The 13,354-nt window shown below is 46.3% G+C and carries 10 protein-coding genes; 4 read left to right on the top strand and 6 right to left on the bottom strand.

Annotation, left to right across the window (positions count from 1 at the left end):
* Positions 1-34 precede the first annotated feature (34 nt).
* On the bottom strand, positions 35-958 hold the full coding sequence (locus ICL80_RS09035; protein ID WP_194211556.1) for a flagellin: 924 nt from the start codon (positions 956-958) through the stop codon (positions 35-37).
* A 12-nt stretch (positions 959-970) separates the two neighbouring features.
* The gene (gene flgK / locus ICL80_RS09030) at positions 971-3,091 is read right to left on the bottom strand and encodes a flagellar hook-associated protein FlgK (protein ID WP_194211555.1); all 2,121 of its coding nucleotides are present in this window, start codon (positions 3,089-3,091) and stop codon (positions 971-973) included.
* Positions 3,092-3,510: 419 nt separating this feature from the next.
* Here flgK and ICL80_RS09025 point away from each other — a divergent pair, with 419 nt between their 5' ends.
* From ICL80_RS09025 to ICL80_RS09010, 4 genes are all read left to right on the top strand, one after another.
* A complete protein-coding gene (locus ICL80_RS09025) occupies positions 3,511-3,903 on the top strand; it encodes a S24 family peptidase (protein ID WP_194211554.1) in 393 nt (130 codons plus the stop codon).
* Between the two features lie 110 nt (positions 3,904-4,013).
* Positions 4,014-4,343 carry a hypothetical protein gene (locus tag ICL80_RS09020; RefSeq protein WP_194211553.1) on the top strand — a complete coding sequence of 110 codons (330 nt, stop codon included), beginning with the start codon at positions 4,014-4,016 and terminating at the stop codon, positions 4,341-4,343.
* Between the two features lie 101 nt (positions 4,344-4,444).
* Positions 4,445-6,586 (top strand): TonB-dependent receptor, encoded by a 2,142-nt coding sequence (locus ICL80_RS09015; RefSeq protein ID WP_194211552.1) that lies wholly within the window; start codon positions 4,445-4,447, stop codon positions 6,584-6,586.
* Between the two features lie 279 nt (positions 6,587-6,865).
* A complete protein-coding gene (locus ICL80_RS09010) occupies positions 6,866-7,840 on the top strand; it encodes a tyrosine-type recombinase/integrase (RefSeq protein WP_194211551.1) in 975 nt (324 codons plus the stop codon).
* 17 nt (positions 7,841-7,857) lie between these two features.
* On the opposite strand, the gene ICL80_RS09005 is transcribed toward ICL80_RS09010, so the two are convergent.
* Genes ICL80_RS09005 through ICL80_RS08990 form a run of 4 tightly spaced genes read right to left on the bottom strand, consistent with a single transcriptional unit; the run spans position 7,858 to position 13,257 of the window.
* Positions 7,858-9,243, bottom strand: coding sequence for a hypothetical protein (locus ICL80_RS09005; protein WP_194211550.1), 1,386 nt, complete (start codon positions 9,241-9,243; stop codon positions 7,858-7,860).
* A complete protein-coding gene (locus ICL80_RS09000) occupies positions 9,221-10,204 on the bottom strand; it encodes a hypothetical protein (RefSeq protein ID WP_194211549.1) in 984 nt (327 codons plus the stop codon). Before ICL80_RS09000 ends, ICL80_RS09005 begins: the two co-directional genes overlap by 23 nt.
* Positions 10,205-10,225: 21 nt before the next feature.
* Entirely contained in the window at positions 10,226-12,739 is a 2,514-nt protein-coding gene (locus ICL80_RS08995) for a type IV secretory system conjugative DNA transfer family protein (protein WP_194211548.1), read from the bottom strand.
* A complete protein-coding gene (locus ICL80_RS08990) occupies positions 12,739-13,257 on the bottom strand; it encodes a hypothetical protein (protein ID WP_194211546.1) in 519 nt (172 codons plus the stop codon). Before ICL80_RS08990 ends, ICL80_RS08995 begins: the two co-directional genes overlap by 1 nt.
* Positions 13,258-13,354 lie beyond the last annotated feature (97 nt).

The following is a 13,354-nucleotide window of genomic DNA, read 5'->3' as shown; positions in this document are numbered from 1 at the left end:
TTTCATCAAGTGCAAGCCGTGCTCGTGAATACTGTTATAAAAACTTCAACAACGATAGATTACTAAGAGAAGAAATTGCTTGATAAGAGGCTTCAAGTGCAACCTGATCGTTATTGAGACGCGTAACAGCCTCTGCAATATCAACATCTTCCATATCAGCAATAAAGGTTTCAAGAAAAACAAGGCTATCAGCATGCTGGTCAGCCACGACATCAAGACGCTCATAAGCAAGACCGTTTGACACCTGAACCTGCCGCACATCATCAATAGCAGCGCTAAGCGATGTTAGCTTGCTTTGCAAAAAAGCAAACTGGGTCGCATCAAGTTCACCTTCATAAGGGCCATTAGGGCCATTAATTTCATTGTAAATGTCGAGCATTTCTTGAAAAGCAGACCCACCCACTTCATTGGCAAGTAACCCAAAATCAAGACTAACACCGTCTGCAATCCGCGCTTCAAAAGACAAGGAAGCATTATCGAAAGCCTCATTTACAGAGCCAAGCGCCGCCAGTTCAGAAAGTGACGTAATATTCACTGGCTTTGTGCCAGTTTCCGCACCAGAAAACAGATAGGTTCCATCAAAATTGGTATTGAGTGCATTAACAATAAATTTAAATGTCTGATCCAGCGTTTCAGCAAAACCTTCAGCCTGATTATTAGCAAGGCTATCCTGAATAGTTTTCTGGAAAGATTCCATACTTCCAATAACGCCGTTGACCTGAACATCATTAGCATCCAGCTTCCCGCGAATAGTAGCAATGGATTGCTGATATGTTTCTATACGTGACATGAAAGAGCGCGCACCAAGCACAGTGTTTGTTTGCCCTGCCAAGCCACGGTATTCATCGGTTTTTTTACCCGTTGAAATTTGCCGCTGTGCTTCAAAGACGCTTTTCTGATTATCCATGATGGACCGCAGAAGAACCTGTTGTTGACCAAAACTTGATACTCTTGTCATTTCACTCTCTCCTTACACTGCAGCCAGCAGGGAATCGTAAAGTTCTTGCACACTAGACAGTATGCGCGCCGCCGCGTTATAGGCGTTCTGATAAATAACCAGATTGGCAAGTTCCTCATCCAGATTAACCCCCGAAACATCAGAGTTGCGCTGCCCAATTTCTTGAAGCAATGCCATGTTATCTTCTTCAAAGTTTGAAGCACGGCTAGCCTGCAACCCAGCATTACCCAAAAAGCGGGATACATACTGGGTTAGTGTAACGTTCGATGCCTTAAGTTCACCAGCATCACTGAAACCAACAAGGGTTGTCTCCAGCGCCTGCAAGGCAAGAGCACCGCGTTGATCACCGTTTGTAAGCACGATATCACCGACGCTGCCACTTAGATCAAAAACGCTTAAAGCTAAAAGATCAGGGTCTTCAGCAATAGCTTCAACAATATTAATGTTTCTGGCAGCATTTACTCTGTATTGATCACCAACACCAAAGGCCGCTGTAAACGACAAGCCCGTGTTTGCAATCTGTGTGGTGTCAGAAGTAACCTCAAGCTTTATAGAGCTATAATTACTATTGGCTGACCATGAAAGCGCACCTGTGCTGCTATCGAGCGCAAAACTTCCATATGCCCCAAGCCCTGTTGACAGGTTATTTAAGGCGCCAATCATATCGTTATATGTTGTACCGGTAACTGGCACTGTTACCGTTGTAACTTCACGGCCGGACGCATCTGTTAGTTTGAATTGAATAGTTTCACCAGACCCCATACCGTGGGCCTCTGTGCCGTCTAGGCCAGTTTCATATATTCCGGGCACATCTGATGTAATGAGGTCGTTCATGCCGAAGAAGTGGCTGAATGTGCGCCCCGCTCGGTCGCTTGGTGTATCAGGGTCGTTGGCAATCACAACGCCGTTAGATGCATTTGTTGCGGTCAGAGACATCACACCATCAACAAGGCTTAAAGTGCCATTGCCGCCAAGGCCTGCATTTACTTGCGCCACAAGGGCATCAAAGTCTGCTGGGGGGCTACTGTCAAAATCTACTGTAGTTGTTGCCACCAGTTCATTATCACCGTCAACCACAGCAAAGGTCACAACGCCGGTAAAGTTTGTTGCGTAGCTACCATCCACCAGTGTTTGTTTGCCCGTTAAGCTATTTGGGGGTGGTGCTGCAGAATATTCATTCTGAATGGCGTTAAATTCATCAGCAACATGGGCTGCAAGTTCGCCCAAGGAAACAGAAAGCTCCGTCAACTGATTGTCTCTCATATCAAGGAGACCCGCCAACCGGCCTGATTGTATGTGCGCACTAAGGTCTGTCACAGAAGATATAGCCTCTAATGTATCTTTATCCACCCTACTAACCGTGATGGGTGGGAAAACAGTACCTGCACCCACAATACCTGGCGCATTATATTTAAGCTGGGAAAGTGTTGTATCCACAAGCGGATAGCCACTTGCCGTAGAAATATACAAAGCGCCCGTTGGCTGCTTATCAACCCTGATATCGATATAAGAAGCAAGTGTGGCGAGCGCATCAGACATCTGCCCTTCAACACCCCCCGTGTCCTGCCCTAAAGCCTTTTGCTTAACCAGCAAAGGATTAAGGTCGTTAATACGCTGCAGTTGCTCGTTAATGGCATCAACAGTTTCTGATATCTGCTGGCTTGCTTCACCGCGTAAGTTCTGCACTTCCGAATGGAAAAGCTTCAATTGATCCAAAAAGCTTTGCGTTTCAGATAAACTTTGTTGCCGCCGCAGAACATCAGCCGGGTTCAGGCTTAAATCAGCCACGCTTTGGAATATCTGATCCATACGCGCCGAAAGTGAACTATCAGCAGCAGGGTCACCAAGTACACCTTGTAATCTGTCATGGAACTCGCGCTGGGCAGAAAATTCAGACGTGTTTGATTGGGCCTTCCGGTAAGCTGTCGATAAAAACTCATCAATAACCGCTGAAATATTGGCAATGCCAACGCCCGCAGATTGCCCCTGTGTAACAAGCGCCTTTTGTTCAATCACCGAACGGGCATAGTTTGGTGTATTGACGTTTGCAATATTGTTTGATGTCACCTTCATGGCAGACTGATTTACAAACAGCCCGGAAAGCGAGGTGGAAATAATATTACTAAGCGACATATTTTACCTCCCCGCAGTTGCACACATATGCTGAGATCGTTGGCACATATTGCCGAGCAGCCTGAATAGGAAAGGCGGTAGCGGTAAAGAGAAACCCTTCACCCTTAAAACTAACATCGTCAAAACTATATTTTAATTTCAATATGTTAACCCACATGTACCTTACCTGACCGCCTATTATTTTTCGGGCGCTATCGTTATTTCTCACCCTAAATAAGCAAAGAACATGCCAACACAACCGAAGCTTAAAATTAGTAATTTTTAGCCTTTTCTTTTGCCCAAACAGTGGCATAATAAAGAACAAAAGGAGAACAAAATATATGAAACACATAATCCCTGCTTCGAGAATAACACCTTCATATATGCCCGCTCATAAAAGCATAGGGCAACTGTGGCAGCATGGGGCGCCGCACAAATCAATGTTTAGTTCACACAAAGACCTGCCCGTACTTGGCCGCGCTCAAGGCGGCGACAATGGCAACCTAACGATTGAAGAAAACCCGATTGACTGGACCTTTCGCCCTGCAGACCTGCAAGGCGTGCAAGGCGCTTTTGCCGTTTTTGTCACAGGCGATTCAATGGCCCCTAAGTATAAAGACCAAGACCTTGCCTATATTCACCCGACAACCAGCCCTAGAAAAGGCCGTTTTGTTCTGATCGAAACCGCAGAGCATAAAGGCCTGATAAAACAGTTTGTAAAATGGGAAGGTGAAACCCTTTGTCTGCGCCAATTTAACCCTGACAGGCTGCTGTATTTCAAGCGCAGTGAAATCAGGCAAATCATGCTGGTTATTGGCAGTCTCGATGCCTAAAATAAAACAATAGTTTAGTTTTAAAGCCGCCCCTTGATATATGTTATATTATACTATAATAACCGCATAAGATATAAATATCCGTGCGGGAATAGGTAGTAGTGACAAGCGTGCAGCGTAAAAACATTGCATCAAGGTGGCGGCTATACAAAAGCAAGAACACGCTTTTTGTTGCCGTTTTTCTGCTTGCCCAGCTAATTGGCGCGTTTCACACAGCGGCTTACGGTGAAAGCCGCCACAGTCACGGCGGCCAGCCCTGTATTATTAGTGCCACCTGTAGCCAAATACAGCAGCTTGATATTACACCCGCTATTACACTACCCCCCATTGAAGCTGACAATTTTCTCTATGAAATAAGCACTTCTCTACCCCCGCATGTTGTTGTGGCATTAACCACACCCATTCGCGCACCTCCTGCCCTTTCACACCCAACACCATAAAAACAGTCATATTTACAAACACATACATCTGTATGTGGCATGAGCATTAGCTGCATAACCAGCTACGTAATGTTCATGCGTTTTAGGGAACAGGAAACATTATGTTCAGCACTTTTTTTCATATAAAGCGTACACACGCAAAAACCATTCTTGCCACTTCCACCATATTGCTTTCTGGCGTTTATGTGCCTGCACATGCCATAGAAGCCCCACCTAAAAGCAAACAGGTTGAAGAAATTGTTGTATCTGGCGCTTTTGAGGGTCGCAAAGTGGGCGAAACAATCCTTGGTGCCACCGTGATGCGGCAGGAAGAAATTGAACGCCAGCTTGACGGGTCTATTGGTGAAACACTGCGCCGCCAGCCCGGTATTTCATCCACCTTCTTTGGGCCGGGCGCTAGCCGCCCCATCATTCGCGGCCTCGGCGGCGACCGTATCCGCATACTGGATAATGGCCTTGGCTCTATTGATGCCTCTTCCACCAGCCCTGACCATGCAGTTGCGGTTGAGCCTGCCATGGCAGAGCGTATCGAGATTTTACGCGGTACAGCCATGCTTATGTACGGCAGCAGCGCTGCAGGCGGCGTTGTAAACGTGATTGATGGCCGCATACCAACAAGCGTGCCGGAAAACGGCGTCGAGGGTGCCATTCGTTACGGCCACACCACCGTAAACAACGGCGACGAAGTATCAGGTGCTGTGAATGCGCTTTTAAACGAAAAAGGCAAAGCCCAGTTTGTTATTCATGCTGATGGCATGTACCGCACCACTGACGACTATGATATCCCCGGTTACGCTGAATCTGCACAATTCCGCGCTGCAGAAGAAGCAGAAGAAGCCGACGAAGGCGGTGCCCACGAAGAGGAAGAAGAAGCTTACGGCACAGTGCCAAACACCGCCACAAAAACCAAAGGTGGTTCGGTTGGGCTTTCTGCCATCTTTGATAATGGCTTTATCGGTTTTAATGTTCACAAGCTGGACAGTAATTACGGCGTGCCGGGCCACAGCCACGAAGAAGGTGAAGAAGATCATGCAGAAGAAGACCATGAGCATGAAGAAGAATCTGTCGCGATTGACCTTAAGCAAACCCGCTATGACCTGAACGGCGAATATGAGGCTGACATGGGTCTTTTCAAAAAGGCCAAGCTGCGCTTTGGCTATGCTGACTATAAGCATACAGAGCTTGAAGGTGATGAAATTGGCACCGTCTTCCTCAATAAGGGCTATGAGGGCCGCCTTGACATGATCGAAAAGGATCGTGGTAACTGGGGTGGTGCAACAGGTGTGCACGTTAAGTACCGCGATTTTGAAGCGATTGGCGACGAAGCGTTTGTACCTGCCACCATTAGTCGGCAATACGGCCTCTACAGTGTGAAAGAATATTCAACAGGCCCGTGGCAGCTTGATGTAGGCGGTAGGTTAGAGCACACCAAACACACAGCAGACAGCATCAATACAAGCCGCGAGTTCACAAACTTTAGCGCATCAGCCGGTGCAGGCTACGACCTAAGCGAAGCAGCCTTTATTGGCATTACAGTTTCACGCACAGAACGCGCACCATCAACCGAGGAACTTTTTTCAAACGGTGCACACCTTGCGACAAAATCATATGAACTGGGTGATGCAACGCTTGGCAAGGAAACCGCCCTCGGTGTCGAGGCAACCTTTAGCTATGTCGCTGGCCCCATAAGCTTTGTGGTAAATGGCTATGTCACCTCATATGATGACTTCATCTATGAAGCGAACCTCGGCACACAGATAGACGGGCTGGATGTGTTCGAATTTACAGCAAGCGACGCAACCCTCTATGGTTTTGAAACCAAAACAGAATATCACGCAGGTACAGTAAGCACCGAAACACTGGGCGATATTGATATACACCTCGACGGACAGCTTGACATGATACGGGCCAAACTGAAGGGCACAGACGAGAACCTGCCCCGCATTCCCCCCATGAGCGCCTTGTTTGGCGTGGAAGCCCGCACAACCAGCGTTGATGTGCGCACCGAGCTGGAATATGCCGCCAAGCAAACCCGCGTGAGCGACTATGAACTGCCAACAGATGATTATCTGCTTCTGAACGCCTATGTAACGGTGCGACCTTTTGAAAGCCGCAACCTAAGCCTTGAACTGCGCGGTTCGAACCTGACAAACGCTGAAGCACGCCAGCACACCAGCTTCCTAAAAGAACTGGCACCCTTGCCTGGCAGAAATATTAAAGTTTCCATGCGCATGGAATTTTAGACTGCGCTGAAGCTTTATATTTAAAAACTATAACAGGGCTGGGAAACCAGCCCTTTTTAAATAGGCCGTATAAAATAGGTAAAGTTTCTTTGAAGTGGTACCCGCGACCAGCGGGTCAAACAAGAAAGGTAAATTGTAGTTATTTGTATTATTTTCAATAATTTCAAATAGTTACATTTACACACCACCCTCATCTACTAGTATTCTCTATTGAGTCTAAAGCGTAAATATTTGGTCGTATTACGCCAAAATTACGCCAAGATTTGATAGGAGAAAACAATGGCAACGTACAGGAAACGTAGCAACAAATGGCGAGTAGAGGTTCGTAAAAAAGGCCAGTTTGTATCTGCATCCTTTAACACAAAAGCCGAGGCTGTAGAATGGGCAATAATAAAAGAAGCAGAAATTGTTGCCGGAAAAACCTCAAGCATGCCAAAAACAAAAACAGTCAGCGATGCCTTCAAACGATATGGAGAAGAAGTATCCCCTACTAAACTTGGGGGACGATGGGAACAAGTACTCTTTCGATCCATGCAACGTGACCCACTCACCAAGGTACGCCTACACGAACTTACCACCCAGCACGTAGCCGACTACCGTGACCGCCGCTTAAAGAAAGTAAGCCCCGCTACGGTTAATCGTAACCTGAATACAATTTCAGCAGTCTTTACCAAGGCTCGCAAAGAATGGGGCTGGTTGGAGAAAAACCCTGTATCCGAGCTTGATCGCCCCAAACAGCCGCGCCCTCGTGACCGCCTCATCATGCAGGATGAAATGGAGAGGGTCACTCTTGCACTTGGGTATAGCTCTGACGGCCCTATTCAAAATAGTACACAACTGGTCGGGCTTTTCTTTCTGCTAGCGATTGAAACCGGCATGCGACTTGGCGAATTATGTCGTATGGATCATACATCTGTACACCTATCCAAAAAATACATTCAACTTCATCACACCAAGAATGGAGATCGTCGACAGGTACCGCTCTCTTCCAGAGCGATAGAACTCGCACAGCATTTTCTTGAAACAGACCAACGAGTATCGTCTCCCACTGCCTCTGCCTTATTTCGTAACGCCGCACGGCAGGCTGAAATTAAAGACCTTCATTTTCACGACACACGGCATGAAGCCATTACGAGACTTTCCAAAAAATTGGATGTGTTGGCCTTAGCACGGATGGTGGGGCATAGGGACATCAAGAACCTGATGGTCTATTATAATGAAAGCGCGACAGAACTGGCGGCGATGCTGGAGTAAAGTATTAGTAATAGGAGCTAGTGATAGTGCTCTGCATCAGGGTTTCGGATATAGAGGTGTAGAGCGTAATCATCTCGATCAATGAACGGTAAACTTTCTTTCTGGAGCTCTATGACTTTTCCCTGCATATAGGTTTTAAAGGGTTTTCCTGCCTTAATACCCTTTAAAGCTTTAAGGGGAATCTCTTTCATAAATGCCTGAAGAAAAAGGATTGATGATAGGGCGAGATAACGCTCCTTTGCTTCCACTTCAGTCTCTATGTTTTTTATGTAGAGGGATAACTTGAGGGATGTGACGAGGAATTCCGTCCCTGAAACATAATAATATAAAGTACTTTTCGGATATCCGCTATTCTCAATGTAAACTGTGTTTGATCCACTGCACCACCCGAATTCACCGTCCATAACCGCATGGTAGTAGTCTGTTTCAAAGCCACATTCATCAAGATATCGTCGGGCCTGATAAGGTGACCAGCCATCTTCTATATCTATCGGCGAGCTGTTTTTTTCTGCTTGCAGCAGCTTCTTAATTTCTCGAATTTCTTTGGTGATACCTTTTATTGATGAAGCGGCATCTACAGTGAGGTTTGTATTAAGTAACTTAAACGCTTCTTTGTTACCTCTAAAGGATATCAGTGCCTGCCAGAATATGTAATGTAAGGCCGCTTTTGTGTATTCAGTGTCATCTGGTAAGTAGCGTTTGTACTGACACATAAGGGAATCATATTTTAGATATAAGCTTGCTGTATATACAAAAGGTAGAAAAGCAGTTGAGAGCACAAGGGGGATTGTGAACTCGTTTGCCGTATTTTTGGTGAAAAACTGATCTGTATTATTCCATATGTTGGACAACGCATTATAGAATAAAAATATCCCGAAAGCAGTAAATATGAATGAAAGCAGTTTATCGAGACTTTTGCTTTGATCTTTCGCGTGATTATATGCCTGTAACATGGCTAATATTACTGTCACAGGCACAAGTATTAATTCGGTAATGAGTGAGAATGCATATAGGTGGGTTATAAACTCTACTATAGTAATAATCTTAAAATTCTCGATGATAGCTCCCCTAAAAGCACCTCGCTTTTGTGCGAGGGGCTGTATTTTAGAAAACAACACCCCCAATGCTGTCAGAGACCACATTAGTGTCATTTTAAGAAGTGTGATATCCCAATAGCCAACTTTCCGTAGCACTAAAATTACACACAGAATATAGGCGGTCGCTAGCATGATCGTTGTTATGATTGCTGGTTCAAACAAGCTTTGTAGAAATGAGAATACACTCTCAGCGACATCTCTTTTCGTTAAGGCCCAACCCAAGAGAATTAATATCCAAATAGCAATCGCAATTTCGCGGTTATTGAACGTATCTTGTATCTGACTAATCACTGTCACTATGTTCATCGGGAATATCTTCCCCTATAAATTGTCCAGAGATGGTGCCTGTGTATGTTTCTACAGGTGATACGAATATGCCATGTTGCAAAAAGAGTTCGACGATTTGGAGCTGCATTTTTTCTACTACGTGAAGGTAGAAAAATACGAGATCTTGAAAGTCCCGATTCTCAAGGGAAATCTTTTCGCCTGCTGAATAAGTAACTTTACGAAATTTACTCAACCAGTTAATTTCAACTTTGCCATACTTTTCACTTAAAAAGGGCTTTGAAACTCGATTATACGGAATTTTTTTGCCTGTATCTCTTCTCACTAAATAGTATTTGTTCACAGGCCACTGTATTTGCAGGTTTTTGACATTGTTGTAGTGCTTTTTCTCAACTAATCCGTTGGCGTGAGCAAGTATATTTCTTGCTTCATAGAGGCTTAGAATTTCCTTCTTGAAAGGGATACTGATCTGAAACTCTTTGTGCAGCCTTTTTAGCCTATCTTTTATACTGGCTCTTTCAAAGCTTAAAACTTCTTCTTTCGCTAGTGAGACATCATCTTCCGAAAGTTCTGTATTATGCTGTTTTAACAGTACGCATACTTCGTAAACTTCCAGCAGGTGAAATGCGAAATACTCGCTGAAATCCCGCAGTATTTGTCCTGATAGCCATGAAGAAAAATCACCATTTTTTGTGATGGCACCACCTTCTTTCAAGGCATTAAAATCATGAAAATAAAAGTTTACAGTATCGTCTCTAGAGGGGCTAGGTACTTCATTGCTGTTGGATATGGTATGTTCCCATGCCGCACCATAAGACAACAATGATAAACGAGAGAAGGCTCTGTAAAAAAGAACTTCAATTCTATTTGAAGCACTCTTGGAATCGAGATGATAGCGGACTGCTCTTCTGCTAGGTTCAACAGCAGACGCAGATTTGTGTATTAATAACAAACTATCGAATAAGTGCTCAACTCGTATCATTTATATGTCCATTTAAATCCGTTATAAGTCACATAGACGGCCTAAGCGAAACTGTGAATCGCTATCGCTGTCTGACGAAGCATATACTACCTCCACTTCATACCCAGCTACCTTGGAACTGTTCCTCGGCTGTGCCTTATACCGCTTGAGCCACGTTGTGACCTCCTTTGGCGATCCGAACAGCACCTTGGACCATTTGTCCGCTGCCAGCCTGTCACGGATATGAGCTTCCAGCTTTTCAAGGTGTGCTGCATCAGGAGCCACCATCCAGACGGTGTCAAAGCCAGCTTCAAGAGCCTTCTCCATATTAGAAAGTTCATAGTCTTCTCGGTTGGTAACAGACACCTCGACAGCCACTTTTTGACCATGGCCGAATAATGCCACATCGATGCGTTTGTCATCCGGCAGCAGATATTCCACGCTAGCCACAAAGCCATGTTTTTTGGCTTGTCTGGCGATATCTTCCTGAAGGGTGCGATGGCCTGCATTTTCTGTTTCTGAAGCACTGTCAGCCGTTTCTGTGGCCTCAGTGGGCGGTTCTGGCTCTGGGACTGCCTGCGGCACATCGTCCTTGGCAGGCTTGTAGGTCACATGTTCCCGGTTGGCAGCAATAAGGCTTTCATACTCTTCTGGTGTCAGCGTTGGTTCTTTTTCGAGTAGCCCGAAGTCAATCTGTGTTTTCACCGCATGCCGGGTCAGGTTACGGACGGACAGGGCGAACTCACTGCCGCTCTCATGCTTCCTCATGGAAAGTAGCCTGTCTGCTTGGGTGCGCATATCATTTGCAAGCTCTCGTGCGTCACTGTTGCTGATACCGCCTACCAGCTTGATACTGGTGTTTGCCATCAGAACAGCTCTGAGCCGTGTCGTAAGTTGTGCAAGGCTCTGGTGGGCAAGGATAAGGCCAAAGTGCTGCTTCCGGCCCTGCACCAGTAAGGTCTCGATGGTTTCATCAAAATAGTCTTGCGCTTCGTCCACATAAAGGAAGGTAGGGGTGCGTTCACTTTCCTTGAGCGTAGCTCGCTCCATAATGGCATGTTCGATAAGCGACAGGATAAACCGCCCGAAGATAGCCGCCCCATCTGTTTTAAGAAGGTCTTTGGCGGTATGCACCAGAACAATAGACCCAGCATTCAGGGTATCAAAGAAGTTGATCTTTGACTTGGGGGCGGAGAAAAGCCGGTCAAAGGTCGGGATAGAGAGGACCGTATAAAGCCGCTGCTTGATCTGCTGGCGGACAGGGTTGTAACTTTTCCTTGAGAACTCCTCTTTAAAAAACTGTCTGGCAGTTGGATCAAGCTTCTTAATGTAGGCTTCAAAAGGGCGGATATCATCCATCAGCTTTATCATCGTATGGATGGTGGCTCCGTCAATGGTCAGCATCAGGCGAGCGATATAGCGAAACACTGCACCCTGCCGGGCGGTCAGTTCAGCCCCGAGTAGCGCCCCAAAGAAACGGCCATAGATATCCACGAGGGAATTGAAGGCCAACTCCCGCTCCCGTGGCGTATAGTCTTCCATCCGCTCCAACCCTGCATCAAACAAGTTGAGGGCTGGCGGATGTTCAATATCTGTTGGATCGATGATGATAAGCTTGTCAGCCAGAGATGCGTCTTCACCCTCAGTGCTGAAGAGCTTGAGGTGGGACAGATTCCGGATCAAATCCCCTTGACTATCGATCACAATGACAGACGTTGTCTCTTCTTTGGCTGCCACGATGTCCCGGTGAATAAGCTGCTGCAAGAGTTGTGTTTTGCCGTGGCCTGTGCCGCCAAGGATATGGGTATGCTCAAAGCGGGTCTGCTGCGGAATGGTCACAACCACCTCATCATCCATGAAAGGAAGAAACGGCGTTCCGGCAAAGTATGTCCGTGTGAGTTGTTTCGGGTCTTTGATAGGCGACGCTTCCGGATATTTACCGGACGCTTGCTCAAGGTTGCTGTCAAACCTGTGCCGCAGCCGACTGAACAACTCTTTCTCGGTGATATCCTTATCATAGAAGGGAAGGATCATACCTTCCACAATAGCGCCGCAGTCTGGCAGGCTATCGAGCAAATCAGCATAGAAGACCTGTCCGCCCGTTCCGTCCCGCTTGGGAGATGGGGATGGTGCAGAATAAAGGGCATTCAGGGACTCTGTTATTACATCCAACATACGCTGGTAGGTGGCCTTAAAGTCCTGCACATAGCCAAGCTGGGTACGGATTTGCGCCCTCAAGTCAAAATACTCTGCTGTTGTATGCGGCATCCCCCAGTCTATGTGCGGGAGGAGAAACAGGTCTTCATAGTCCAATATCTGAGCCACCAGTTCTTCAAGTTTCTCCCGGTGTGGATGGTCTTCTGACATACCAAAACCATCTGCTATGTCGCTAGCGAGCATAAGTGCGCATCCAACACGGCCTAACTGGTCCTCAAGGCCCTGCTGTTTAAGCCTCAGCAGAACCCTGTGATACAGAAACCATGTCTTGCGCTCCTCTGAAGGCCGAAAGAGGCCATTCACAAAGGCATGAAAACGGGCAGCAATATGCAGATACATTAGATGCCCTTGATAATGATCTGTTTCGCTTCATCCTTTGGTAGGGCTTCAATAGGTACATGGGTTGCTCCATCCCAGTGCTTGGCGCTTTCCATCACCTGACGGAGGAAGGAGCAGATCAGTTCCAGCCATGCTTCCTTGCGGGCCAGTTCCACCACGCTTTCGCATAAGAAATGACGACCATGCATCAGGTCACGGACATAGATGGTCTGGCGGTTCTGGTGATAATACCAGTAGCCAAAACCACCGCCTGTGATAACTGCTAAGATAAGGGCAAAGTTTCCGGCTTCAAACATGAAGAAATAGAGAAGCCACGAAAGCACCAAAACACCCAGCCCCCTGAGGGCTGATTGTTGTAATAATTTAGGTTGATAGGATTCAATAAGAACAGCTTGGTCAAACTTATAGCGTTTGATGAGTTCCTGTTCTTCTTCACCAAATTCCAGTTTGCCAATAAGTTTGAAGTAAACGCCGCCAAACTCACGCGACCCTTGCTCGCGCTCGAACAGTAATTCCATGATAACCCCCGTTATGTGCATCAGTTAAGGTGTGGACTCAAAACTGCACAGAAACTCTACAAACAATAGTACCCACAGGGCAATAAATATGTATTGT

The organism is Kordiimonas pumila, assembly GCF_015240255.1.
Classification (GTDB): domain Bacteria; phylum Pseudomonadota; class Alphaproteobacteria; order Sphingomonadales; family Kordiimonadaceae; genus Kordiimonas; species Kordiimonas pumila.
This window is presented reverse-complemented; position numbering and strand designations above follow the sequence as displayed.

Coding starts and splice junctions, on each gene's coding strand:
- ICL80_RS09035 (WP_194211556.1), bottom strand. CDS start 958: ATGACAAGAGTATCAAGTTTTGGTCAACAACAGGTTCTTCTGCGGTCC.
- flgK (WP_194211555.1), bottom strand. CDS start 3,091: ATGTCGCTTAGTAATATTATTTCCACCTCGCTTTCCGGGCTGTTTGTA.
- ICL80_RS09025 (WP_194211554.1), top strand. CDS start 3,511: ATGTTTAGTTCACACAAAGACCTGCCCGTACTTGGCCGCGCTCAAGGC.
- ICL80_RS09015 (WP_194211552.1), top strand. CDS start 4,445: ATGTTCAGCACTTTTTTTCATATAAAGCGTACACACGCAAAAACCATT.
- ICL80_RS09010 (WP_194211551.1), top strand. CDS start 6,866: ATGGCAACGTACAGGAAACGTAGCAACAAATGGCGAGTAGAGGTTCGT.
- ICL80_RS09005 (WP_194211550.1), bottom strand. CDS start 9,243: ATGAACATAGTGACAGTGATTAGTCAGATACAAGATACGTTCAATAAC.
- ICL80_RS09000 (WP_194211549.1), bottom strand. CDS start 10,204: ATGATACGAGTTGAGCACTTATTCGATAGTTTGTTATTAATACACAAA.
- ICL80_RS08995 (WP_194211548.1), bottom strand. CDS start 12,739: ATGTATCTGCATATTGCTGCCCGTTTTCATGCCTTTGTGAATGGCCTC.
- ICL80_RS08990 (WP_194211546.1), bottom strand. CDS start 13,257: ATGGAATTACTGTTCGAGCGCGAGCAAGGGTCGCGTGAGTTTGGCGGC.